The sequence below is a fragment of the Klebsiella sp. LTGPAF-6F genome (genome assembly GCF_001753185.1).
GTDB lineage: Bacteria > Pseudomonadota > Gammaproteobacteria > Enterobacterales > Enterobacteriaceae > Klebsiella > Klebsiella michiganensis.
Genome location: NZ_CP017450.1, coordinates 738,899 through 762,813, shown reverse-complemented (window position 1 = coordinate 762,813; position 23,915 = coordinate 738,899). Strand labels below are relative to the sequence as shown.

Annotated in this window: 19 protein-coding genes and 1 pseudogene; 9 read left to right on the top strand and 11 right to left on the bottom strand. The window is 58.2% G+C overall.

Annotated elements, in window-relative coordinates:
* The first annotated feature begins 9 nt into the window (after positions 1-9).
* The 3 genes from pyrI (at position 10) to ridA (ending at position 2,742) form a co-directional block, all read left to right on the top strand.
* On the top strand, positions 10-471 hold the full coding sequence (pyrI, locus tag BJF97_RS03680) for an aspartate carbamoyltransferase regulatory subunit (RefSeq protein WP_004098115.1): 462 nt from the start codon (positions 10-12) through the stop codon (positions 469-471).
* Positions 472-731: 260 nt separating this feature from the next.
* On the top strand, positions 732-2,201 hold the full coding sequence (gene gbpA, locus BJF97_RS03675) for an N-acetylglucosamine-binding protein GbpA (protein ID WP_038423978.1): 1,470 nt from the start codon (positions 732-734) through the stop codon (positions 2,199-2,201).
* Between the two features lie 154 nt (positions 2,202-2,355).
* Positions 2,356-2,742, top strand: a complete 387-nt coding sequence (gene ridA, locus BJF97_RS03670; protein WP_009652347.1) for a 2-iminobutanoate/2-iminopropanoate deaminase — start codon at positions 2,356-2,358, stop codon at positions 2,740-2,742.
* A 67-nt stretch (positions 2,743-2,809) separates the two neighbouring features.
* On the opposite strand, the gene mgtA is transcribed toward ridA, so the two are convergent.
* Positions 2,810-5,518, bottom strand: a complete 2,709-nt coding sequence (gene mgtA / locus BJF97_RS03665) for a magnesium-translocating P-type ATPase (RefSeq protein ID WP_032695172.1) — start codon at positions 5,516-5,518, stop codon at positions 2,810-2,812.
* A gap of 144 nt (positions 5,519-5,662) precedes the next feature.
* The gene (gene mgtL, locus BJF97_RS35615; protein ID WP_219539102.1) at positions 5,663-5,716 is read right to left on the bottom strand and encodes a mgtA regulatory leader peptide MgtL; all 54 of its coding nucleotides are present in this window, start codon (positions 5,714-5,716) and stop codon (positions 5,663-5,665) included.
* Positions 5,717-5,896: 180 nt separating this feature from the next.
* Between mgtL and treR the strand changes: the two genes are divergently transcribed.
* The 3 genes from treR (at position 5,897) to treC (ending at position 10,101) form a co-directional block, all read left to right on the top strand.
* Positions 5,897-6,844 (top strand): trehalose operon repressor TreR, encoded by a 948-nt coding sequence (gene treR / locus BJF97_RS03660; protein WP_014227667.1) that lies wholly within the window; start codon positions 5,897-5,899, stop codon positions 6,842-6,844.
* Positions 6,845-6,972: 128 nt separating this feature from the next.
* Entirely contained in the window at positions 6,973-8,391 is a 1,419-nt protein-coding gene (gene treB, locus BJF97_RS03655; RefSeq protein ID WP_014227666.1) for a PTS trehalose transporter subunit IIBC, read from the top strand.
* Positions 8,392-8,445: 54 nt separating this feature from the next.
* Positions 8,446-10,101 (top strand): alpha,alpha-phosphotrehalase, encoded by a 1,656-nt coding sequence (treC, locus tag BJF97_RS03650; RefSeq protein ID WP_025107456.1) that lies wholly within the window; start codon positions 8,446-8,448, stop codon positions 10,099-10,101.
* A 119-nt stretch (positions 10,102-10,220) separates the two neighbouring features.
* Here the strand turns inward: treC and celB are convergent, their stop codons facing one another.
* The 3 genes from celB to BJF97_RS03635 form a co-directional block, all read right to left on the bottom strand.
* A complete protein-coding gene (gene celB / locus BJF97_RS03645; RefSeq protein WP_014227664.1) occupies positions 10,221-11,576 on the bottom strand; it encodes a PTS cellobiose transporter subunit IIC in 1,356 nt (451 codons plus the stop codon).
* A 26-nt stretch (positions 11,577-11,602) separates the two neighbouring features.
* Positions 11,603-12,910 carry a 6-phospho-beta-glucosidase gene (locus BJF97_RS03640; protein WP_032695171.1) on the bottom strand — a complete coding sequence of 436 codons (1,308 nt, stop codon included), beginning with the start codon at positions 12,908-12,910 and terminating at the stop codon, positions 11,603-11,605.
* 79 nt (positions 12,911-12,989) lie between these two features.
* Positions 12,990-13,253 (bottom strand): PTS sugar transporter subunit IIB, encoded by a 264-nt coding sequence (locus BJF97_RS03635; RefSeq protein WP_231718934.1) that lies wholly within the window; start codon positions 13,251-13,253, stop codon positions 12,990-12,992.
* Positions 13,254-13,558: 305 nt separating this feature from the next.
* On the opposite strand from BJF97_RS03635, the gene BJF97_RS03630 reads away from it, so the two are divergent.
* The 3 genes from BJF97_RS03630 (at position 13,559) to nrdG (ending at position 17,598) form a co-directional block, all read left to right on the top strand.
* A complete protein-coding gene (locus BJF97_RS03630) occupies positions 13,559-14,302 on the top strand; it encodes a MurR/RpiR family transcriptional regulator (protein WP_032695179.1) in 744 nt (247 codons plus the stop codon).
* A 370-nt stretch (positions 14,303-14,672) separates the two neighbouring features.
* Positions 14,673-16,811 carry an anaerobic ribonucleoside-triphosphate reductase gene (nrdD, locus tag BJF97_RS03625; protein WP_032695170.1) on the top strand — a complete coding sequence of 713 codons (2,139 nt, stop codon included), beginning with the start codon at positions 14,673-14,675 and terminating at the stop codon, positions 16,809-16,811.
* Positions 16,812-17,133: 322 nt separating this feature from the next.
* Positions 17,134-17,598 carry an anaerobic ribonucleoside-triphosphate reductase-activating protein gene (nrdG, locus tag BJF97_RS03620; RefSeq protein ID WP_014227659.1) on the top strand — a complete coding sequence of 155 codons (465 nt, stop codon included), beginning with the start codon at positions 17,134-17,136 and terminating at the stop codon, positions 17,596-17,598.
* A gap of 7 nt (positions 17,599-17,605) precedes the next feature.
* On the opposite strand, the pseudogene BJF97_RS35000 reads toward nrdG, so the two are convergent.
* The 6 genes and pseudogenes from BJF97_RS35000 to BJF97_RS03595 form a co-directional block, all read right to left on the bottom strand.
* Positions 17,606-17,725 (bottom strand): annotated as a pseudogene (locus BJF97_RS35000) (type II toxin-antitoxin system mRNA interferase toxin, RelE/StbE family); the annotation flags it as partial.
* A gap of 26 nt (positions 17,726-17,751) precedes the next feature.
* Positions 17,752-19,662 (bottom strand): BglG family transcription antiterminator, encoded by a 1,911-nt coding sequence (locus BJF97_RS03615; protein ID WP_032695169.1) that lies wholly within the window; start codon positions 19,660-19,662, stop codon positions 17,752-17,754.
* 22 nt (positions 19,663-19,684) lie between these two features.
* A complete protein-coding gene (locus BJF97_RS03610; RefSeq protein WP_032695168.1) occupies positions 19,685-20,836 on the bottom strand; it encodes a lactonase family protein in 1,152 nt (383 codons plus the stop codon).
* Between the two features lie 87 nt (positions 20,837-20,923).
* Positions 20,924-21,664 (bottom strand): 2-dehydro-3-deoxy-phosphogluconate aldolase, encoded by a 741-nt coding sequence (dagF, locus tag BJF97_RS03605; RefSeq protein WP_032695167.1) that lies wholly within the window; start codon positions 21,662-21,664, stop codon positions 20,924-20,926.
* Positions 21,661-22,779, bottom strand: coding sequence for a DgaE family pyridoxal phosphate-dependent ammonia lyase (locus BJF97_RS03600; protein ID WP_070082842.1), 1,119 nt, complete (start codon positions 22,777-22,779; stop codon positions 21,661-21,663). The genes dagF and BJF97_RS03600 overlap by 4 nt, the downstream gene beginning before the upstream one ends.
* Complete coding sequence (locus BJF97_RS03595) at positions 22,763-23,896, bottom strand: amidohydrolase/deacetylase family metallohydrolase (protein WP_032695165.1); 1,134 nt, start codon at positions 23,894-23,896, stop codon at positions 22,763-22,765. Before BJF97_RS03595 ends, BJF97_RS03600 begins: the two co-directional genes overlap by 17 nt.
* Positions 23,897-23,915: the final 19 nt, after the last annotated feature.

Genomic DNA, 23,915 nt, shown 5'->3' with positions numbered 1-23,915 from the left:
GAAAAAGAGATGACACACGACAATAAATTACAGGTAGAAGCCATCAAACGTGGCACCGTTATCGACCATATCCCGGCGCAGGTCGGCTTTAAGCTGCTGACCCTATTCAAACTGACCGAAACGGATCAGCGCATCACCATCGGCCTGAACCTGCCGTCAGGCGAAATGGGCCGCAAAGATTTGATCAAAATTGAGAACACCTTCCTGACCGACGAGCAGGTCAACCAGCTCTCCCTGTACGCGCCGCAGGCCACGGTAAACCGCATTGATGAGTATGAAGTCGTCGGTAAATCCCGACCGAATCTGCCGGACCGTATTAACAACGTGCTGGTATGCCCGAACAGCAACTGTATTAGCCACGCCGAGCCGGTATCCTCCAGCTTTGCGGTGAAGAAACGCGAAAACGATATCGCGCTGAAGTGCAAATATTGTGAAAAAGAATTTTCACATCATGTCGTGCTGGCAAATTAAATTCGCCAGCTTTTATCCGGAGCAGCCCGATAAGCGGGACTGCTCCTGAACGATAATTTAAATCATCCGCACGGCCGTCAACTCACTGACCTCGGGTCAGATAACCAACATTCATCAATTTCTCATCAACACGTCTAATTATTAAAAATAACAAACAATGAGATTAATCATTAAATATCACTGCTATTGAACCTGAATTTTTCCCTTCATACACTCCAGTGCGTTTTCTATTTTTTTAATCAATGTTCACAGGATGAATTATGAAAGTGAAAAAAATATCGTTATATACAGCAACATTATTATTTACCTCCTCAGCATTGGCTCACGGCTATGTGGAATCGCCGCCAAGTCGGGCGTACCAATGTCATTTAGGGAAAAACACCGACTGCGGTTCGGTGCAGTGGGAACCGCAAAGCGTCGAGCAAGCGAGCGGTTTTCCTGAAGGGGCAATGCCGCCTGATGGTAAACTGGCCAGCGCGGGTAAAAGCAACTTCTCGCAGCTGGATAGCCAGAGCCCGACTCGCTGGGCGAAAACCACGATAAAGAGCGGTAAAAATAATTTCGTCTGGCACCATTCTGCGCCGCATAGAACGACTAACTGGCGTTATTACATTACCAAACAGAACTGGGATCAAAATAAGCCGCTGACGCGCAGCGATTTTGAAAGTAAGCCATTTTGTCAAATCGACGGTAATGGCGCGACGCCGGCTGTACAGGTCACGCACTCCTGTAATGTACCCGATCGCACCGGCTATCAGGTTATTTATGCCGTCTGGGAAATTGCCGATACGGCAAATAGTTTTTATCAGGCCATTGACGTTGATTTCGGCGGCGCCAGCGATGAAACGGAGAATGAATCCCTCTGGACTACGCAGCTCGCAGGCCAGCTTAGCGGGAAAGATCTGCATGCGGGAGATAAAGTCATTGCCCATTTCTTTAACGCGAGCGGTGAAGTTCATTCTCTGCAAACGGAATTGACCATCGCCAGCGAAGCGCAAGGAAAAAGCAGCCAGTGGTCTTACGATCTGGCTGAAGCTATTAATACCGCGCATCAGGGCAAGCTGCGCGCCGGGGTAAAAGGGAGTGATGGCAACATTACCCCCCTCCACGGAGTTAACCAGGTGTATGTGCCAAAAGACAGCACCGTTCAAAGCGTTACGCTGACCTACGCCGAGTCGCAGTCAGACGATATCGTGGAAGAATCCCTGAGCGTCACCAACGTTAACGCAACCAAAATCGCCAACGGGAAAGCGACGGTGACGTTCAACGCCACGGCCAGGGGCAAAATGCATCTCACCGCCACCGTCAACGACCATGCGGGCACGCAGAAAGGGAGCATTCAGCAGACGATAGATAATCGCTCCCTGACGGTATCTATTCCGCTGACCAACGTTCAGGCAGGTCATCATATGCTGCGCTACTCTGCCAGCAATGCGCAGGGCGCCACCCTCAGCCAGGGGGTCATTGACCTGATGCTGGAAGAGAGTACGGTTCAGCCGGATCCGACCCCGACGCCTGCGCCTGCGGGAAACTACGACTATACCTTCCCGGATAACCTGAAAAGCTATAAGGCGGGAACGAAAGTCATGCAGCCTAAAAACGGCAAAGTGTACCAATGTCGCCCGTTCCCCTACAGCGGCTACTGCGTGCAGTGGAGCCAGTACGCCACTCAGTTCGAACCGGGCACAGGTTCTGACTGGGCCATGGCATGGACGGAAGTCACCCACTAACTTCATCCTTCAGGCTCACGCCTTATGCGGATAGCGCGCTGCGTTATCCGCTTTTCTCCTTCGCAAAATGCGGCCTGCTTAATGATAAAGCAGCCAGCACTCTTTATAATGACCCACGCCAGTCAGATTACATTCACATATTTCAGGAGAACTCATGTCTAAAACTATCGCGACGGAAAATGCGCCAGCAGCCATCGGCCCGTACGTTCAGGGCGTCGATCTGGGTAACATGATCATCACTTCCGGCCAGATCCCGGTAGACCCGAAAACCGGTAGCGTGCCGGAAGATGTCGCCGCTCAGGCGCGTCAGTCTCTGGAGAACGTGAAAGCTATCGTCGAAGCCGCGGGCCTGAAAGTGGGCGATATCGTTAAAACCACCGTTTTCGTCAAAGACCTCAACGATTTCGCCACCGTTAACGCCACCTATGAAGCCTTCTTCACCGAGCACAACGCCACCTTCCCGGCGCGCTCCTGCGTGGAAGTGGCGCGTCTGCCGAAAGACGTAAAAATTGAGATTGAAGCGATCGCCATTCGTCGCTAATCGTAGACAGTATGAACAAAGGCAGCCCGGGGCTGCCTTTGTTGTTTCTGCACGTAAAGCGCCTCGCTCACTGCCAGCCGTAGCGGCGGCTGTAGAAGCCTTTGACCATCTGGGTTAGCGTCATATAGCCCGCAAGGATCGCAATCAGCCATGGGAAGTAGCTGAGCGGCAGCGCCTGAAGCTGCAGGTAGCCCGCCAGCGGCGAGAACGGCAGCGCAATCCCCACTACCATCACCAGCAGCGTCATCACAATAAGCGGCCAGGCCGCGCGGCTCTGGATAAAGGGGATCCGCCGCGTACGGATCATATGCACAATCAGCGTCTGCGACAGCAGGCCAACCACGAACCAGCCGGACTGGAACAGGGTCTGATGTTCCGGCGTGTTGGCGTGGAACACCCACCACATCAGGCAGAACGTCAGAATATCGAATATCGAACTGATTGGCCCAAAGAAGACCATAAAGCGGCCGAGATCCGCCGGGTTCCAGCGCTGCGGTTTACGGATCTGCTCATCGTCAACGTTATCAAACGGAATGGCGACCTGGGATACATCGTACAGCAGATTCTGGATCAGCAGATGCAGCGGCAGCATCGGCAGGAACGGCAGGAAGGCGCTGGCCACCAGCACGCTGAACACGTTGCCGAAGTTGGAGCTGGCGGTCATTTTGATGTATTTGAGCATATTGGCGAAGGTCCGGCGGCCTTCAATAACCCCCTCTTCCAGCACCATCAGGCTCTTCTCCAGCAGGATGATATCCGCCGCCTCGCGGGCGATATCCACCGCGCCGTCGACGGAAATACCGATATCCGCCGCGCGCAGCGCCGGAGCGTCGTTAATGCCGTCGCCCATAAATCCCACTACGTGTCCTTCGCGTTTCAGCAGAGTCACGATACGCTCTTTGTGCAGCGGCGCCAGGCGCGCAAACAGGGTGGTACGTTTTGCCAGCTCGGCCAGTTCATCATCGCTCAGCGCTTCAACCTGGCTGCCGATCACCACGTCACCCGCATCCAGACCTACTTCGTGGCAGACTTTGGCCGCCACCAGCTCGCTGTCTCCGGTCAGGATTTTGACCGTAATGCCGCTGGCCTTCAGCGCTTTCAGCGCCGGGGCTGTGGTCTCTTTAGGCGGATCCAGAAAGGCGATATAGCCTTCAAGGATCAGGTCGGATTCATCCGCGCGCTGGTAGTCGCCTTCTCGGGCGGGCAGGTACTTCGTCGCCACCGCCACCACGCGCAGTCCCTGACGGTTGAGGGTGTCGGTTACGCGACGGATGCGCCGCAGCATGGTGTCGTCCAGCGGTACGATGTCGCCGTTATAGCGCACCTGGGTCGAGACGTTGAGGATCTCCTGCAGCGCCCCCTTGCAGATTAGCTGATGGACGTTGTCCTGCTCCTGCACCACCACCGACATGCGGCGACGCTCAAAATCGAACGGGATCTCATCGACTTTCTGCCAGCGTTCCGCCAGCCCGCGCGCTGACTCCAGCTCGACGCCCTCCAGCACCGCGGTATCGAGCAGATTCTTCAGCCCGGTCTGATAGTGGCTGTTAAGCCATGCCGTATGCAGCACGCGTTCGCTCACCTTGCCGGAGACATCGGTGTGGTTCTCCAGCACGATTTTATCCTGCGTCAGGGTGCCGGTTTTATCGGTGCACAGGATGTCCATCGCGCCAAAGTTCTGTATCGCGTCGAGGTGCTTGACGATCACTTTCTGTTTCGACAGCTTCACCGCCCCGCGCGCCAGGGTCGAGGTGACGATCATCGGCAGCATTTCCGGGGTCAGGCCCACCGCGACGGAGAGCGCGAACAGCGCCGCCTCCCACCAGTCGCCTTTGGTATAGCCGTTAATCAGCAGCACAACCGGCGTCATCACCAGCATAAAGCGGATCAGCAGCATGCTGACCCGGCTGATGCCTTTCTGAAAGGCGTTCGGCTCGCTTTCCTGCTCGCTGACGCGGCCAGCCAGTTGACCAAACCAGGTACCGCCGCCGGTGGCGAAAACAATCGCCTGCGCCGAACCGCTCACCACGTTGGTACCCATAAAGCACAGGGTGCCGCACTCCAGCGGGTTTGCCTGCAGCGGGTCGCGGGTGCGGGCCACTTTTTCGACCGGCAGCGATTCACCGGTCAGCGAGGCCTGAGCGACAAACAGGTCGCGCGCCTGAATGACGCGCAGGTCTGCCGGAATCATGTCTCCCGCCGATAGCTTGACGATATCTCCCGGCACCAGCTGGTCGATGGGCAGCTCGCACCAGCGGCTCTCGCCCTGCTCGTTCACCACCCGCAGGACCGTCGCGGTGTTGCTGACCATCGCCTTCAGGGCGTCCGCCGCTTTAGTTGAACGGGCTTCCTGAATAAAGTTCAGCAGCGTGGAGATCCCCACCATCAGGGCGATAACCGCGGCGGCAAACAGATCTTCCGTTGAGTAGGAGACGATACCCAGAACGGTCAGCAGCAGGTTGAAGGGGTTGCGGTAGCAGCTCCAAAGATGCACCCACCACGGCGACGGCTTCTGCGCCGGGATCTGGTTTTCGCCATACTGCGCGATTTTCTGCGCCACTTCGCCCGCATTTAGCCCTTCCGGATGGCTGGCGAAGGCGCGCCAGATTTCATTCTCATCCATTGCCGCCACGTCCAGGCACTGCTTGCCGAGGGAGTCCGGGATCGGCGCGCTCGCCAGATTGCGGGCATCGGGTAGCGGATCGCGTTGTACTAAACGACGCGGTAAATGACGACCAAGCTGGGCAAACAGCTGGCGGGTAAAATTTTTAAACATAAACAGTCCCTCCGCGCTCGCGCGAGCGAACGCAGGCTACCGACAGGCGCGAGTCAACCTTACCTGTCAGGCATGTTATTTTTATGGCAGGGACGTCAAAGACATCGCTGCTTTACGCTTCCGGTAAAGCAGCGCTACGCAGATTTACCGGAAAAAAAGGGGGCTCCATCGAGGATGAGGAGTGGGATCGGGGTCCATAAAATCTCCGGTAAATGAATACAAACGGCGCGAATTATACCGTCGCCGATAATCTATTTGTGGCTATTATGGCGATAATACCCCCGGGCAACTAAACCAGACGTAAACCAGACTTTGCTCATTGTGGTTTCGTTGAGTAGCATTAGGCTCACTTTAAGCGGACCACAACGAGAACCCTGCATGCAAAACCGGCTGACCATCAAAGATATCGCACGCTTAAGCGGCGTCGGGAAATCGACGGTATCGCGCGTGCTTAATAACGAAAGCGGCGTCAGCGAACGCACGCGTGAGCGCGTTGAAGCGGTGATGCAGCAGCACGGGTTTTCGCCCTCACGTTCCGCCAGGGCGATGCGCGGCCAGAGCGATAAAGTGGTGGCGATCATCGTCACCCGTCTGGATTCGCTGTCGGAAAACCTCGCCGTACAGACCATGCTTCCCGCCTTTTACGCTCAGGGCTACGATCCGATTATGATGGAGAGCCAGTTCTCCCCGGCGCTGGTCGAGGAGCATCTCGGCATGCTCGCCCGGCGCAATATCGACGGCGTGGTGCTGTTTGGTTTCACCGGCATCCATGAAGAGATGCTCACCCCGTGGCGAGAGACGCTGGTGCTGCTGGCCCGCGACGCGCCGGGCATCGCCTCCGTCTGCTATGACGATGAAGGTTCGATCAGGATGTTGATGCAGCGCCTGTACGATCGCGGGCATCGCCACATCAGTTTCCTCGGCGTGCCGCACAGCGACATCACCACCGGGCAGCGCCGCCACCAGGCCTACCTCGATTTCTGCCAGAAAAAACACCTCACGCCCCTCGCCGCGCTGCCGGGTCTGGGCATGAAGCAGGGCTACGAAAACGTCGCCGGCGTGCTGTCGGCTGAAACCAGCGCGCTGGTCTGCGCCACCGATACCCTCGCGCTGGGAGCCAGCAAATATCTCCAGCAGCAGGGAATCGATCGTCTCCAGCTCGCCAGCGTCGGCAGCACGCCGCTGATGAAGTTTCTCCACCCGGAGATCCTCACGGTCGATCCCGGCTACGCCGAGTCCGGACGCCAGGCGGCGCAGCAGCTGATCGAGCAGATCGCCGGAAACCGTGAACCCCGTCAAATCGTGATTCCCGCCGTACTGAATTAAGCCTGTCTTAACGATTTATGTGATCTTCGCTGGGTTTCGGGAACGTTCCCATTTTGCAATTCAAGCGGAGCGAGTAGGATCCAATGCAAGTTAAATGCAACCTCTCCCCTCGGTCATGAGGCCTCATCATGAGTAAAGTGAATCAGCAGGACATCGATAAACTTATCGAACTGGTGGGCGGGCGCGACAATATCGCCACCGTCAGCCACTGTATTACCCGTCTGCGCTTTGTGCTGAATAATCCAGCCATTGCCAAACCGAAAGAAATTGAACAGCTCCGCATGGTGAAGGGCTGCTTTACCAACGCCGGTCAGTTCCAGGTGGTGATCGGTACCGAGGTTGGCGACTACTATAAAGCGCTGCTGGCGACCACCGGCCAGGCCAGCGCCGATAAAGAACAAGCCAAGAAAGCCGCGCGGCAGAATATGAAGTGGCATGAACAGCTCATTTCACACTTCGCGGAGATCTTCTTCCCGCTGCTGCCTGCGCTGATCAGCGGCGGCCTGATCTTAGGCTTCCGCAACGTGATCGGCGATCTGCCGATGAGCAACGGCCAGACGCTGGCGCAGATGCACCCGTCGCTGAAAACCCTTTATGACTTCCTGTGGCTGATTGGCGAGGCGATCTTCTTCTACCTGCCGGTGGGTATCTGCTGGTCCGCGGTAAAGAAAATGGGCGGCACGCCAATCCTCGGCATCGTGCTGGGCGTTACGTTAGTTTCTCCGCAGCTGATGAATGCCTACCTGCTGGGCCAGCAGGTGCCGGAAGTATGGAACTTCGGCCTGTTCACCATTGAGAAAGTCGGCTACCAGGCGCAGGTGATCCCGGCCTTGATGGCGGGGCTGGCGCTCGGCTTTATCGAAACGCGGCTGAAACGCATCGTGCCTGACTACCTCTATCTGGTGATCGTGCCGGTCTGTTCACTGATCCTGGCGGTCTTTCTCGCCCACGCTTTTATCGGCCCGGTTGGCCGCATGATTGGCGACGGCGTGGCCTGGGCCGTGCGTCATCTGTTAACCGGCAGCTTCGCGCCGATTGGCGCCGCGCTGTTCGGCTTCCTGTACGCGCCGCTGGTGATTACCGGGGTCCATCAGACCACGCTCGCCATCGATATGCAGATGATTCAAAGCATGGGCGGTACGCCGGTCTGGCCGCTGATCGCGCTGTCCAACATCGCCCAGGCGTCGGCGGTGGTGGGTATCATCATCGCCAGCCGTAAACAGAACGAACGCGAAATCTCCGTTCCGGCCGCCATTTCCGCCTACCTCGGCGTCACGGAACCGGCCATGTACGGCATCAACCTGAAATACCGCTTCCCGATGCTCTGCGCGATGGTCGGCTCCGGTCTTGCCGGGCTGCTGTGCGGACTGAACGGCGTGATGGCCAACGGCATCGGCGTCGGCGGCCTGCCGGGTATCCTCTCCATTCAGCCAACCTACTGGCAGGTTTACGCGCTGGCGATGGCTATCGCCGTGGTCGTGCCGATTGTCCTGACAACGGTTGTTTACCAGCGCAAATTCCGCCAGGGCACCTTACAGATTGTCTGACGTCTTATTTTCGGGGCGCGCTGTCGCCCCCTTTTTTGTAGCAGGAACGCAAGTATGAATACCCTTCCCCTCTGGTGGCAAAACGGCGTTATTTATCAAATCTATCCGAAGAGTTTCCAGGACACCACCGGGACCGGCACCGGCGATTTGCGCGGCGTGACCTCCCGCCTCGACTATCTGCAAAAGCTCGGCGTTGACGCTATCTGGCTGACGCCGTTCTACGTCTCGCCGCAGGTGGATAACGGCTACGATGTGGCCAACTATACCGCTATCGATCCCGCCTACGGCACGCTCGACGATTTCGACGAGCTGGTGGCCCAGGCGAAGGCGCGAGGAATTCGTATCGTGCTGGATATGGTGCTGAACCACACGTCGACCGAGCACGCCTGGTTCCGCGAAGCGCTCAACAAAGAGAGCCCGTATCGTCAGTTCTATATCTGGCGCGACGGCGAACCGACCACGCCGCCGAACAACTGGCAATCTAAGTTTGGCGGCAACGCCTGGCAGTGGCACGCCGAAAGCGAGCAGTACTATCTGCATCTGTACGCCGTCGAGCAGGCGGATCTGAACTGGGAAAATCCGGCGGTGCGCGCGGAGCTGAAAAAAGTCTGCGAATTCTGGGCCGATCGCGGCGTCGATGGCCTGCGCCTCGACGTGATCAATGTTATCTCCAAAGACCAAACCTTCCCGTCCGATACCGCGGGTGACGGCCGGCGCTTCTATACCGACGGTCCACGAGCGCACGAATTTTTGCAGGAGATGAGCCGCGATGTCTTTACCCCGCGCAACCTGATGACGGTGGGCGAAATGTCCTCCACCACGCTTGAGCATTGCCAGAAGTACGCGGCGCTCGACGGCAGCGAGCTATCGATGACCTTTAACTTCCACCATCTGAAGGTGGACTATCCCGGCGGCGAGAAGTGGACGCTGGCGCGCCCGGATTTTGTGGCCTTGAAATCGCTGTTCAGGCACTGGCAGCAGGGGATGCACAATCGCGCGTGGAACGCGCTGTTCTGGTGTAATCACGATCAGCCGCGCATCGTCTCCCGCTTCGGCGACGAGGGGGAGTACCGCGTCCCGGCGGCGAAAATGCTGGCGATGGTGCTGCACGGCATGCAGGGCACGCCCTATATCTATCAGGGCGAAGAGATTGGCATGACCAACCCGCACTTTACGCGCATTACCGATTATCGCGACGTTGAGAGCCACAACATGTTTATCGAACGCGCGGCGCAGGGCCGGGATGCGGATGAACTGTTGGCGATTCTGGCTAGCAAATCGCGCGATAACAGCCGCACGCCCATGCAGTGGAACAGCGGTGAGGGCGGCGGATTCACCGCCGGCGAGCCGTGGATTGCGCTGTGCGATAACTATCGCGAGATTAACGCCGAGGCGGCGCTGGCGGACCCGGAATCGGTGTTTTATGCCTATCAGCAGCTGATTACGCTGCGCAAGAGCACGCCGGTGCTGACCTGGGGCGACTATCAGGATCTGCTGCCGGAACATCCGTCGCTGTGGTGCTATCGCCGTCAGTGGCAGGGGCAAACCCTGGTGGTCGTGGCGAACCTGAGCCGCGAGTTCCAGCGCTGGCAGCCGGAAGCGATGAGCGGCGACTGGCGGATGCTGATGAGCAACTACGCGGAGGCGGCGAACCGCCCTGCCGATATGACCCTGCGTCCGTTTGAAGCGGTATGGTGGCTGCAGGAGTAACCCACGGCTTACGCTGAGAGTCCCGGGTCGCGCTGCGCTTACCCGGGCTACAGGTTCACCATCTTCTGCGAGCCGGTAGCCCGGACAGGCGCGTCAAGCGCCGCCTCCGGGAATATGCTTTAAATACGATCGGCCGCAGACAGCGTCGCGCTGGCTTCCGGCTGCGCGGACGCCTGCTCTTCTTTCGCCTTCAGGCGATCCCATGCCCGGAAGAACGGATAGTAGATCACCAGCGAGATCGCCAGGTTCACCACCTGCAGCACCGCGCCGGAAATGTGCCCTCCCGTCGCCAGATAGCCGCTCATAAAAATAGGCGTGGTAAACGGCAGCGCAATCCCCGCTGGCTTCATCACCAGCCCGGTGGCCATCGCGGTATACGAGACAATCACCAGCAGGACCGGCGTCAAAATAAACGGCAGGAAGAAGTACGGGTTCATCACCAGCGGAATGCCGAATACCATCGGCTCGCTGATATTGAACAGCGCTCCCGGCGCGGCAATTTTCCCCAGCTGTTTCATCTGCTGGCTACGGCTGCGCAGCAGCATAAAAATCACCAGCCCTAACAGCGCTCCGGTACCGCCGGGCGCAATCCACAGGTCATAAAACTGCTGGGTGATGATATGCGGGATCGGCAGCCCATTCTGAAACGCTTCCAGGTTTTCCGACATATTCGACAGCCAGACCGGGCGAATAAACACCAGCACAATGGTGTCGCCATGCAGCCCCAGGGTCCACAGGATACCAATCAGGATCACCGAGATAATCATCCCCGGCAGCGAACCGCCGACGTGCGACATGGGAATACCGATAAGGGTGGTAATCATGCTATTGATATCACCGAACGGCGAAGCTTCAACGATCAGGCGCAGCGCCAGCACCACGGCCAGCACGCAGAAGCCGGGGATCAGGGCGAGAAAAGATTTCGCCACCGCGGGCGGTACGCCCTCCGGCATGCGGATCACCAGATTACGGCTGGCCACCAGGCGGTAGATCTCCGTGGAAAGCAGCGAAATCACAATCGCCACAAACAGCCCCTGGCTGCCAATCATCCCCACCGGCAGCACGCCTTTGACAAGTTGCGCCGCCGAACCGTCTGCCGGCGTAAAGAGCGTCACCTGGGGGATCGTCATCACAAACGCCACCAGCGACATCGCCCCGGCGCTGAGCGGGTCCAGGGTGCGATATTTTTCCGCCAGCCGGTAGGCAATGCCGAACGCGGAGAGCAGCGCCATGATGTCATAGGTCGCTTTGACCGGGTACAGCATCTTATCGCGCCAGGCATCGCCAAACACGCTGGTCATCATCTCACCGTAGCCGGGAATCGGCAGGTAGGCGAATATCAGGAAAAACGAGCCAATCAGCATAAACGGCATATTGAGAATAATGCCGTCGCGTACCGACAGGACATGCTTCTGACCGCCGATTTTCAGCGCGGCGGGCATGACATAGCGTTCAATAAATGAAGTACGAGACATAGTGGTATCCCCGAAGGCGGAAAAGTTTAGTTAAACTGCGTTAACCAGGGGCGGTTGATGGTTAACACCTCATCAAGCAGCGCCCGGGCATCGGTCACATTCCCGACCAGCGGGTTACTCACCAGCGCCAGCAGCGCGCTATCCCGGCAGCCGTGGACCGCGGCCTCAATCGTCAAGCGCTCGAAGGCTTTCACCTGCTGCGTCAGTCCGTTCATGATCGGCGGCAGCGCGCCAAAGGCCAGCGGTCGTGCGCCCTGCGCGTCAATAATGCTGTTAATTTCCACCACCGCATCATCATCAAACCCGTGAATCGCGCCGTTGTTGCGGGTGTTGACGACCATCTCTTTGCCAAGATTGTTGTAGATGGCGTTAATCAACTCCACCGCCACTTCGGAGTAGTACGCCCCGCCGCGGAAGCTCAGCTGTTCGGGCTTTTCATCCAGCTCGGGCCGGGCATAGATATCAAACAGCTCCTGTTCCACCTTCATCACCTGTTCCGCGCGGGTGCCTTTGGTTTTCGCCGCCTCAATCTCTTCCGCCAGCATCGCCGGCGTCAGCCAGAAATAGCGATGATAGGGACAGGGGATTGCCTTCAGGGCCCGCAGAAACTCCGCCGGCCACGGCAGCGCTTGAATATTGTTCATCGAGAGCGATTGACCGTCACACAGCATGTCGATGACCTTACTGGTCACCTCTTCCCGCCCCTGCATCACCTTGTGTACCCAGACCATATGATTCAGCCCGGCAAAGCTCAGCCGGACCTCCTCTTCTTTTGCGTCCAGCATTCCGGCAATCATGTGCTGCATATTGATGGGCACGTTGCACAGGCCGATGATTTTCGCGCTGCTGTAGCGGCTCACCGCCTCCGTCACGATCCCTGCCGGATTGGTAAAATTAAGGATAAAGGCGTCGGGCGCCAGCGCTTCCACCTTGCGGGCAACCTGTAAAATCACCGGAATCGTGCGCAGCGCTTTGGCAAAGCCGCCGACGCCGGTGGTTTCCTGACCCAGCAGATGGTACTTCAGCCCCAACCGCTCATCCGCCGCCCGCGCCGCCAGCTGCCCAACCCGCAGCTGGGTCAGCACGAATTGAGCGCCGCGAATGGCCTCATCGAGGCCGAAATGCACGCTGACCTTCACCTGTTCAAGGCCATGGCGCTTTAGCATACGCTGGGTCAGCGCGGCGATAATCGCCACTTTCTCGCGCCCGGCTTCGACATCCACCAGCGCCAGTTCCGTGACCGGAATCTGCTGATGGCGAAGGATAATGCCTTCGATAAGTTCCGGCGTATAGCTGCTGCCGCCGCCGATGACGGCAATTTTCAATGTTTGCATAGTGGCCTCATTTTTGGCGTACAGATCCCCGCGCAAGGCCGCAGCGGCGTTGCGAAATGAACGCGTTGATGGGAAAGGGTTAGGAGTTCAGCAGAGCGAGCGCTTTATCGAGGACGGCGGCCCCGCGCATCATGCCGTAATCCGCCATGTCGATCACCGCCACGGCTTTCCCGTGCGGTGCAGCAAGCTCCGTCAATCGGGCCGCTTCATACTTCACCTGAGGCCCCAGTAAGATCACGTCGGCATTGGGCAACTCGCGCTCAAACTCGGCGACGGGTACGGCGTAAATCTCCAGCCCCAGCGCGCGCTGCTGCGCCTCGGCCTTCATTTTGTTAACCAGCATGCTGGTGGACATTCCGGCGGCGCAGCACAGGACGATACGTGGCATAATTCCTCCCAATGGATTTGGCGTAAGCGAGCGCTAAACAGACACCATCGACTATAAGACGAGGTGCCGGTATCGGTGAAGGCTATATGAAAATTTTTTTCACGTACGTGATCGGAGCGTTATTTTTCACCTCTTTACCCCGGCATAAAAGCGAAAGCGGCAATAATCTCAGGCATTGTGCGTGATTGCGTGGTATAAAAAGCCCTCATTACTTGAAAAATATTTTCAATCAGGCGGTGGCGGAGAAAGAGGCTGAAAGCATGGATATCGTAGGACAGTTACAGGAAGGCATGACACGCTTTAGCGCTCAGGAATCAAGAGTCGCGGCATTTATTCTGCAGAATTTAAGTTTTACCGCCAGCGCTTCGATTGATGAACTGGCGGTGCGCGCTGGCGTGAGCGCAGCCACAATTACCCGCTTTGCCCGCTCCGTCGGCTGCGAGGATATTCGTGATTTGCGAAAGCAGCTGGCGCAGGCTTGCGAACGTCGTACCAGCTGGCTTAACGAGGAGAGCGCCGCGCTGCCCGCCGCGTGGCGCGACAAATTAAGCCTGATTAGCACACATCTTGAGCAGCAGCTGGTGAGCACGCCCGAATCAACGCTGCAAAAGCTGCGCACGCGCCTGCAAAATGCCCGCGCCGTACACTGTTTCGCCCTCGGCGCACAGGACATCGCGCTGGCGACGCTGCTTCAGCACCAGCTGCTCTCCATCGGGATCGTGATGAATCTCTGCCAGGACAGCGCCCTGATGCGGATGATCGCCAGTACCCTCAGCGACGATCATCTCCTGCTGGTGCTGGCAACCGGCGAGGCCGACGCGATTTTGCAGGGCGCGACCCTACTGGCCCGGGTACAGGAAGCGACAATTTTCGCCCTCACCCCCGCCAACCACGCGTTAAGCAATATGGCCTCCGCGCTGCTGCCCCTGCCTGAGAATGCTCAGGCCGCGCGTTACGCCCTGCTGCTGCTGGTTGACCTGCTTAACGACGCGCTGCTCGCCTGACGTTATTCCTTTTGAGCCTGAATTTCCTGCGTTCAGGCCCCATTTTTGCTTATTTTATAAGCGGATAAATTTACATTAAGCGCAAGCGCCCATCATTCCTGCTCTCCTCTTTTTACTTTGTTCTGCATCAATAAAATTGCAAACATCTTTGATGCAAAGCACTACATATAGAACTTAAAATGCATTCCGGCCCCACATATTGTATTAATAGTCTATTATATCACCACTCCCATCGTACTCAGGCGGTGATGGGATGTGGATAAAAAGGGCCGGGATCGGAGGGAAACGGCGGCAGCTACAGCGCCCCGGGGCTTCGGTTGACCTTCCGCCTCTGTGGATAACCTGTTCTGTAAAAAATTATGGAGTGATCATGACACCGCATGTGATGAAACGCGATGGCTGTAAAGTGCCGTTCAAGTCAGAGCGCATTAATGAAGCAATTCTACGTGCAGCTAAAGCAGCGGGAGTCGATGACGCAGACTATTGCGCCACCGTCGCAGAAGTCGTTAGCCAGCAAATGCAGGGCCGCGCCCAGGTGGATATCAGCGAGATCCAGACCGCCGTTGAGAACCAGCTGATGTCCGGTCCCTACAAGCAGCTGGCGCGTGCCTACATTGAATATCGCCACGACCGCGATAGCCAACGTGAAAAGCGCGGTCGTCTGAACCAGGAAATTCGCGGCCTGGTTGAGCAGACCAACTCGGCGTTACTCAACGAGAACGCCAACAAAGACAGTAAAGTCATCCCTACCCAGCGCGATCTGCTGGCGGGCATCGTCGCCAAGCACTACGCGCGCCAGCACCTGCTGCCGCATGACGTGGTCATGGCCCACGAGCGCGGCGTGATCCACTATCACGATCTCGACTACTCCCCATTCTTCCCGATGTTCAACTGTATGCTGATCGATCTTAAAGGCATGCTGACCCAGGGTTTTAAAATGGGCAACGCCGAGATTGAGCCGCCGAAGTCGATCTCTACCGCTACCGCGGTAACGGCGCAGATTATCGCTCAGGTCGCCAGCCATATTTATGGCGGTACGACCATCAACCGCATCGATGAAGTACTGGCGCCGTTTGTTACCGAAAGCTTCAATAAGCACCGTAAAATTGCCGAAGAGTGGCACATCCCCGACGCCGAAGGCTACGCCCGTTCCCGCACCGAGAAAGAGTGCTACGACGCCTTCCAGTCGCTGGAATATGAAGTGAACACCCTGCATACCGCCAACGGTCAAACGCCGTTCGTGACCTTCGGTTTCGGCCTCGGCACCAGCTGGGAATCGCGTCTGATTCAGCAGTCCATTCTGCGCAACCGCATTGCGGGACTCGGTAAAAACCGTAAAACGGCGGTATTCCCGAAGCTGGTCTTCGCCATTCGCGACGGCCTGAACCACAAGTTCGGCGATGCGAACTACGATATTAAGCAGCTGGCTCTGGAGTGCGCGAGCAAGCGCATGTATCCGGATATTCTTAACTACGATCAGGTCGTGAAGGTGACCGGCTCGTTCAAAACCCCGATGGGCTGCCGCAGCTTCCTCGGCGTGTGGGAAAACGAGGACGGCGAACAGGTGCACGATGGCCGCAACAACCTCGGCGTTATCAGCCTCAACCTGCCGCGCATCGCGCTGGAAGCCCGTGGCGACGAGACTGAGTTCTGGAAACTTCTCGACGAACGCCTGCAGCTGGCGCGTAAAGCGCTGATGACCCGCATCGCCCGCCTGGAAGGGGTGAAGGCTCGCGTGGCGCCGATTCTGTATATGGAAGGCGCCTGCGGCGTGCGTCTGAAAGCGGACGACGACGTCTCTGAGATTTTCAAAAACGGCCGCGCGTCGATTTCGCTGGGCTATATCGGCATTCATGAAACCATCAACGCGCTGTTCGGCAACAAGCATATGTACGATAGCGAAGCGCTGCGTGAGAAAGGCGTCGCCATCGTTCAGCGCCTGCGCGAAGCGGTAGACCAGTGGAAAGACGAGACGGGCTACGGCTTTAGCCTGTACAGCACGCCGAGCGAAAACCTCTGCGACCGCTTCTGCCGTCTGGATACCGCTGAGTTCGGCGTGATCGAAGGCGTAACCGATAAAGGGTATTACACCAACAGCTTCCACCTTGACGTAGAGAAGAAGGTAAACCCGTACGATAAAATCGATTTTGAAGCGCCTTATCCGCCGCTGGCTAACGGAGGCTTTATTTGCTACGGCGAGTACCCGAATATTCAGCACAACCTGAGAGCGCTGGAAGACGTGTGGGATTACAGCTATCAGCACGTGCCCTATTACGGAACCAATACGCCGATCGACGAATGCTACGAGTGCGGCTTTACCGGTGAGTTCGAATGCACCAGCAAAGGCTTCACCTGCCCGAAATGCGGCAACCACGATGCCTCCCGCGTGTCGGTAACCCGCCGCGTGTGCGGCTATCTCGGGAGCCCGGACGCCCGTCCGTTCAACGCCGGCAAGCAGGAAGAAGTGAAGCGCCGCGTGAAGCATCTGGGCAACGGGCAGATCGGTTAATTCCGGGTGGTTTAGCCCCTCCCCTAATTCTCTCCCCTGCCGGGAGAGGGGGCCGGCCGGTCACTCAGGAGCTGTTCCCGGATCGCGGCGCAAAGCGCCTTATCCGGGCTACAACCGCGTATGCGGCTCTTCGTAGCCCGGCCGAGCGCAGCGACGCCGGGAGCCGTTCCCTTTACAAATGCAAAGCTCCTCCGTTTTCGCAAAGCAATTCGCGTCAGAGCAAGGCGGCAAACGAGGGAATCCCCGGGAGCGTACATTAAGTACGTGACTGGGGTGAGCGAGCGCAGCCAACGCGGCTATGGCGTTAATTGAGAAGCGAAAAATGAATTACCATCAATATTACCCGGTAGATATCGTTAACGGTCCGGGCACTCGCTGCACCCTGTTCGTTTCCGGCTGCGTTCACGAGTGCCCCGGCTGCTATAACAAGAGCACCTGGCGGCTAAACTCCGGCATGCCGTTCACCGCCGAGATGGCCGACCGCATTATTGCTGACCTCAACGATACCCGCGTTAAGCGCCAGGGGATCACGCTTTCCGGCGGCGACCCGCTGCACCCGCAGAACGTCCCGGAGATCCTTAAGCTGGTGCAGCGCGTTCGCGCCGAGTGCCCCGGCAAAGATATCTGGGTGTGGACCGGCTACAAGCTGGACGAACTTAACGCCGCGCAGATGCAGGTGGTGGATCTCATCAACGTGCTGGTTGATGGCAAATTTGTGCAGGACTTAAAAGACCCGGCGCTAATCTGGCGCGGCAGCAGCAACCAGGTTGTACATCACCTGAGATAGCCTCCCGCTACAGCCGTTTATGGACGTTCCGATAGACGGCTAATTTCTCTCGTTTTCCCACAGCAATAACATAAACCCTCACCACCCCATCCCGAACCTGATATACCCGTCGGTATCCCAAAGCGCGCGCGGCTCGAACTCTGGCTGCGCATCTCAAAACCGGCTGACGCACTCCATGGCCACCGTTTTAAACTCAGCAAAACTGCGGGTGGCGGCAAGGCGGGCCATTGCCCGTTCGCGCAGGAATGTGACGAAAATATCGTAGATGGCCATCGCCTCTTCATACTCGCTTTTACTGATGGCGAGCAGGAAGATGATATGCGCGGTTTCGTCGCCCCAGGCGATACCGTGCGGGGCGATAACCGTATAGACCACGGTCTTTTTCGCCAGCAGGCCGAGGGCGTGGGGTAACGCAATACCGTCTCCGAGCATGGTGCTGACGATAGCCTCACGCTCCACCACCGACCCATGAAACTCCGCTCCGACAAACCCCTCCTGCTGCAGCTGCTGGCACAGCGTGGCAAACAGCGCCTGCTGATCCATCGGGGTATCTATCACCTGGAAGTGGGCCTCATCAAAATACTTATTCAGCATCCAGGGACGCGTGCGGTCCACCAGCACCAGCTTGCCGATTTGGTCGAGCTGGTAGTCGGTAGGAAACGGCGCAATGGTGACCACCGGCTTCTCTTTCTCGCTGATGCGCACGGTGGAAATAACAAAATCTTCCGCGATCTCTTCCCGCTGTTCATATTCGCGTTGCGAAAGGGTGGCGGCAATTTCCAGCTGCGGATACTTACGCTGCAGGATGGCTTCAATCATCCGCACCATCGCGTTGCTGGTATCGCAGACCAGCAGCACCTGCGGCTGACGCTGATAGCCGATATTGTAATGGCGCTCCAGCCCGACGCCGATATGCAGCACCAGAAAGCCGATCTCGTTTTCGCTGATGGCGTAGGGAGTATATTTCCCCCAGCTCGATACCGCCGCCAGGGTCATGTCCCACGCCATGGGGTAGTGCTGTTTGATATTTTCCAGAAGCGGGTTGGGGATCATTATCTGGTAGCGCACGCGGGTGATCATGGTCTTAATATGGGTCAGTAAATCCGCATGCAGCTGGGCATCGTCCAGCAGATTGTAGTTATATTGCTGATTGATATAGCGCAGGATGTAGTTCACCAGCGCTTCATCGTCGTCGGCGCTGATGGTGCCCGGATCGACGTCCTGCACCTGGCGGGCGGCAAGGTGGACGCACAGCCACTCTTCTTCCGCCGGAGCAAGCAGTTTGCCCGCCAGCTGCTGCATCGTGTTTGCCAGCTCGCGTGCGGCGTCGCGTACGTTTTGCGCCACATCCTCGGCGCTAAAATCCGCCAGCGGATACCCTTCGCTCACGCGGCGCACGGCAACCGCGCCGTACAGGCAGATAAAGCGCTCCCCGGCGTCCGTCAGCCGCACGTGATGGCGGGTTAACGTCTCCTGCAGCACGCCGGCCAGCAGCGTCGGTACGCTGGCGTCAAACGCCTCTCCGCCAATAAGCGAGTTAAGCGGCCCCTGCTGGCTCAGCTCCCACAGCAGATCGGTCAGGCAGGCGCGAATGGAGACCTCGCTGCCGAACAGCTTCATGCCGTGGCGCGGCCGGGTCTCGAGGGTGAGCTGATAACGCTGAAAACGCTCGCGTACGTCAACCATATCGCCCTGTAAGGTGGCGCGGCTGACGAACCACGCATCGGCCAGATCCTCCAGCTTGATAGAAAACGCGGAAGTTAAAAAGCGCACCAGCAAAAAGTGGATGCGATCCGCCGCGGTTCGCGGGATATGCTGCGCTTTCGGCGCGCTCTCTTCCAGCGTCTGATAGCGCGTCGGATCGTGAATCACCAGCTGATAGCCGCTGCCGCGGGTGAGGATAAACTGCGCGCCGTAGTGCAGCAGCAGCGCGTTCAGCGCGGTGATATCCGCGCGTACCGTGCGAGTAGAAACCGACAGCCGCTGCGCCAGCTCCTCCTGCGGCAGCGTTTCGTTTTGCAACAGAGTAAACAGCTGCGCTAAACGTTGATGGGGAAATCGCATGTCAGTTCCTTTTTCTTACGGCTCAGGGTTGAGCGGATATCACCATCTGCGACGGGCTGCCAACCGGGGTGTAGTCCGGAGAGAACGTCAGCCTGCCATCCTTCGACGCGACGCGAAAGCGGGTGATGTTGTCGCTACGCTGGTTCATGACGTACAGCCACTGCCCCTGACTGTCCAGCATCAGCGTGCGCGGATAGTCGCCGCGGGTCCAGATATCGTCCTGGTGGCTCAGGCTGCCGTCAGCCAGCACCGTAAAGTGGGCAATACTGTTATGCAGTCGGTTGGCGACGTACAGCTGTTTGCCATCGCGGCTCAGGACCAGGCCGGCGGCAAAGCTGGTGCCCTTATACTCTGCAGGCAGCGCCGAGACCGTTTTCCCCTCGCGCAGCAGGCCGCTTTGCTTATCGAGATGATAAAAAGTGAGCGTCGACGCCTCTTCGTTAATCAACCATAGTCCGTCGCCCTGCGGCGTAAACACAAAGTGGCGCGGTCCGGCGCCGGGAGATGAGGCCGCGATAAACGGCGGATCGTTCGGCGTCAGCTTCCCTGTGGCGCTATCCAGCCGGTACTGATAGATCCGGTCCAGGCCGAGATCGGTGGAGTAAACGAATTTACCGCTGGGATCGGCGGCGATCATATGGGCGTGGGGGCCGTTATGATCGCTGATGGCAAAACTGCCTTCGACGGCTGCCGCCGGGCGTTCCGCGCCCGCAGGCCCTTGATCCTGACGCACATCCACCGCCTCGCCCAGGTTACCATCTTCTTTCACCGGCAGCACGGCGATACTGCCGCTGACGTAGTTTGCCACCAGCAGATGACGTCCATCGGGGGTCAGGGAGAGATAAACCGGCCCGGCGCCGCCGGAAGCGACCTGATTCAGCTCGCTCAGTTCACCGTTGCTGCCGATGCGCCACGCCTGCACCACTCCCTTTTCCACTTCGCTGGCGCCGTACAGGGTTTTGCCATCCGCCGAGACGGTAAGCTGGGCCAGGTCAGGCAGCGTCCCGACCAGCGTTTTATCGCGCAGCGCCCCGGTCTGGCTATCAACGGTAAAGCGATACAGCCCTTCGCCATTGGGGTTGTAGGTGCCGACCCAGGCGTACTGGGTTTGCGCAGCGGCGCCGGCGGTGAGCAGAGAGAGTGAAGCAACAAGCAGGTGACGAGCGGTTGGCATGGTGACTCCTTGATGGTTCGGTGGCGGTTTCCCTTCGCCCTAATCCTCTCCCCGTTGGGGAGAGGGCCGGGTGAGGGATAATCGGCGCTATTTTACTAACTGTTTGGTGATCGAAAGCAGCTGACGCACGTCCGCCGGGCGGGTGTGACCGCTGGCTTTATCAATAATCGAACTGTAGATATGCGGGATAATTTTACTTACCCCTGTGTCCAGCGCGATCTGCAGGATCTCGCCGTAGTTTTCCAGATCGATCCCGCCGGTGGGCTCCAGCCAGAAATCATGACGGGCGCAGGCCTCGGCCACCGCAATAAACTCGTCGCGATGCTTCAGCCCGCCCATCGGGAAATATTTAATCGAACTGCCGCCCATATCTTTCAGCAGCGCAATCGCCGTTTCCAGCGGTACGATGCCGTCCGGCGCGCCGCTGCTGAGCGGGCCGGTGGAGATCTTCACCATTCCCGGCGTACCGGTTGGCGACACCAGGCCGTTAACCACGGTTTCGTTCTGCCCCAGCAGCGCGCGGCTGGTCGCCACGCCGGTAAATACCTGGTTGACGTGCTGCGGCTGCACCTGACGCGAAATTTCGCTGACCATCGCCGACTGGTTCGGGTCGCCCGCGCCCAGTCCCACGGAGAGCGCGTTATCAATCCGCTGCGCGTATTCACGCATATCGGCAACCGCGCTGGCGACGTCCGGGTAATTTTTGGAGAGCACGCCCACCAGTACATGACCTTCCGCCGCCTCATAAATCTCGCTGGCGTTCTCTTTGCTCCCCGCCAGCACGTTCAGGCAGACGCGGTCACGATAAAAATTAGGGGTCAGTTTCATGCGTTTTTCTCCTTGTTCAAAACTTCTGCGATGCGACGGGAGACAATCTCCAGCTGCTGCGCGTTCACGCTGCGGACATCGGCTTCAATAATGCCTTCATTTGCTTTATAGCCACGGAAGTAGATGGCGTATTCGCCCTGCTTCAGCGCATTGACCAGATCGCCGGTATCGACGCCGGTCACCGCTTCATCAAACTTAATCTCCGCCCGCGCGATATCGCGGCCGGCGCTGTCCCAGACCACCCGCGCGGTGACGCCATCGAGCGTATTGAGCTGCTGAATAAACGGCGTCATCTTCGCCACCATCTCTTCACCGCTCTCTTTGCGCGCCGTCAGATAGTGCTCAATGGCGCAGGTCAGGCCGAGGATCCCCTCTTTGCCCACCTTCATCGCCCGGCCAATGCCGTTCGACTGGCGTTTAACCCACTCAACGTATTGGGTTTTGCCAATCACCAGCCCGCTGGTCGGCCCTTCGATCGCCTTCGCGCCGCTATAAATCACCAGATCCGCGCCGGCGCGATAGTAGGCCTGGAGGTCTTCCTCCGCCGCCGCGTCGACAATCAGCGGCAGATTATGGCTCTGCGCCACCGCTGCCGCCTGCGCCACGTTGAGCATGCTTTTCTGCACGCAGTGGTGGGATTTGATATACAGAATGGCCGCGGTGCGCGGGGTAATGGCCGCCGCCAGCTGCCCGGCGGAACATTCATTGGCGTAGCCCGCTTCCACCAGCCTACCGCCGCCCAGCGCCACCATGATGCCCACCGGCGCGCCAAAATTGACGTTATGACCCTTAGGCAGCACGATTTCGTTGTTTTCAATCGGCGTCACGTGCAGGTTTTCCAGCAGCCAGTCGCTGTCTTTTACCAGCACCGCCGCCACCGACTGGGCGATGCCCGCCGAGGCACAGGAGACGACGGTCGCCCCTTCCACCTCCAGCAGCTTCGCAATATACGCGCCGGTTTTATTGACCAGATCTTTCATCTCGAAGTACTGGTTCATCCCCGCCATCGCGGCGTCCACCACTTCCGGCCGCGGCGTGGAGACGCCGAGAATGGTCATACGACCGGAGGTATTAATCACCTGTTTTAAATCATATTTCTCAAAAATCGAAGGCATTTTCCGCGCTCCCTTGTTCGGTCAGATAGCCCTTGCCCGCGCGAACGGCGGCAAGCGGCAGCAGAATCTTGTCGGTCTGAAGGCTCTCTTTTTCCGCATCCACCAGCACCGTTGGCGTCTGCGCGAGGGTAAACAGCGTCAGGTCGGCGTCGTAACCCACTTCCAGCCGCCCTTTGTGGCTAAGACGCAGGCCTTCAGCGGCGTTGGCGGTCACGCAGTCAATGACCTGCGGCAGCGACATGCCAATGGCGAGGAATTTCGACATCACCAGCGCCAGCGATCGCACCGGGCCGTCGATACGGTTGCGGCAGTAAATATCGGAGCTGATGGTGTGCGGCAGAATGCCCATAGCAATCGCCCGCCGCGCCACCTCGAAGCTGAAGCTGGCGGTGCCGTGGCCGATATCAAGGCGCACGCCGCGCTGTAGCGCGCGGGAAATCGAGCTTTTCAGCTCGCCGGACGGCGTCAGGATACGATTGGGTTTACCGTTGTAGCAGTGGGTAATGATGTCGCCGGAGGTCAGCAGGTCGGCGATCTCATCCAGGTCGGGCGGATTGTTGCCGATATGCACCATCAGCGGCAGGCCGCCGTTTTCCTGCTGAATCGCCTTTGCGCGCGCCAGCGGCGTAATGCCGTTTTCCCCCACCACGCTGCTGCTCATCCGCGCCTTCAGGCCGACGATAAAGTTCGGGTAGCGGTTGACCGCCTGCTTCACCGCCTCCGCGTCGATATTCGCCATATTAGCCAGTTCATTCTGGGCAATCAGCCCGACGCGGGAGATGTTAAGCAGGGCGTAAACTTCGGTCGCGGCTTTGCGGGTCAGCTGGTAGAAATCATCCACGTCGTCCGCGCCGGTGCTGCCCGCGTCAATCACGGTGGTCACGCCGGTAGCAACCCCCACGCTGTCCGGCTCATCATGGTAAATCGGCGAGTTCGGATAGCAGTGAACGTGAGAGTCAATCCAGCCTGCGCTGACGTAATAGCGACCGTCCAGCTCAAGGGTTTTGCGCGCAGGCGCGCTAATCTCGCCAAGCGCCGCGATTTTACCGTCCCGGATGGCGATATCGGTCAGGGTATCGTCGACGAGGCGTGCACGGCGCAGGAGTAAATCAAACATATCTCTCTCCTGTTAACGC

Coding starts and splice junctions, on each gene's coding strand:
- mgtA (WP_032695172.1), bottom strand. CDS start 5,518: ATGTTTAAAAATTTTACCCGCCAGCTGTTTGCCCAGCTTGGTCGTCAT.
- BJF97_RS03610 (WP_032695168.1), bottom strand. CDS start 20,836: ATGCCAACCGCTCGTCACCTGCTTGTTGCTTCACTCTCTCTGCTCACC.
- pyrI (WP_004098115.1), top strand. CDS start 10: ATGACACACGACAATAAATTACAGGTAGAAGCCATCAAACGTGGCACC.
- dagF (WP_032695167.1), bottom strand. CDS start 21,664: ATGAAACTGACCCCTAATTTTTATCGTGACCGCGTCTGCCTGAACGTG.
- ridA (WP_009652347.1), top strand. CDS start 2,356: ATGTCTAAAACTATCGCGACGGAAAATGCGCCAGCAGCCATCGGCCCG.
- BJF97_RS03630 (WP_032695179.1), top strand. CDS start 13,559: ATGGATATCGTAGGACAGTTACAGGAAGGCATGACACGCTTTAGCGCT.
- BJF97_RS03615 (WP_032695169.1), bottom strand. CDS start 19,662: ATGCGATTTCCCCATCAACGTTTAGCGCAGCTGTTTACTCTGTTGCAA.
- gbpA (WP_038423978.1), top strand. CDS start 732: ATGAAAGTGAAAAAAATATCGTTATATACAGCAACATTATTATTTACC.
- nrdD (WP_032695170.1), top strand. CDS start 14,673: ATGACACCGCATGTGATGAAACGCGATGGCTGTAAAGTGCCGTTCAAG.
- BJF97_RS03640 (WP_032695171.1), bottom strand. CDS start 12,910: ATGCAAACATTGAAAATTGCCGTCATCGGCGGCGGCAGCAGCTATACG.
- treC (WP_025107456.1), top strand. CDS start 8,446: ATGAATACCCTTCCCCTCTGGTGGCAAAACGGCGTTATTTATCAAATC.
- BJF97_RS03600 (WP_070082842.1), bottom strand. CDS start 22,779: ATGCCTTCGATTTTTGAGAAATATGATTTAAAACAGGTGATTAATACC.
- nrdG (WP_014227659.1), top strand. CDS start 17,134: ATGAATTACCATCAATATTACCCGGTAGATATCGTTAACGGTCCGGGC.
- treR (WP_014227667.1), top strand. CDS start 5,897: ATGCAAAACCGGCTGACCATCAAAGATATCGCACGCTTAAGCGGCGTC.
- treB (WP_014227666.1), top strand. CDS start 6,973: ATGAGTAAAGTGAATCAGCAGGACATCGATAAACTTATCGAACTGGTG.
- BJF97_RS03635 (WP_231718934.1), bottom strand. CDS start 13,253: ATGCTGGTTAACAAAATGAAGGCCGAGGCGCAGCAGCGCGCGCTGGGG.
- BJF97_RS03595 (WP_032695165.1), bottom strand. CDS start 23,896: ATGTTTGATTTACTCCTGCGCCGTGCACGCCTCGTCGACGATACCCTG.
- celB (WP_014227664.1), bottom strand. CDS start 11,576: ATGTCTCGTACTTCATTTATTGAACGCTATGTCATGCCCGCCGCGCTG.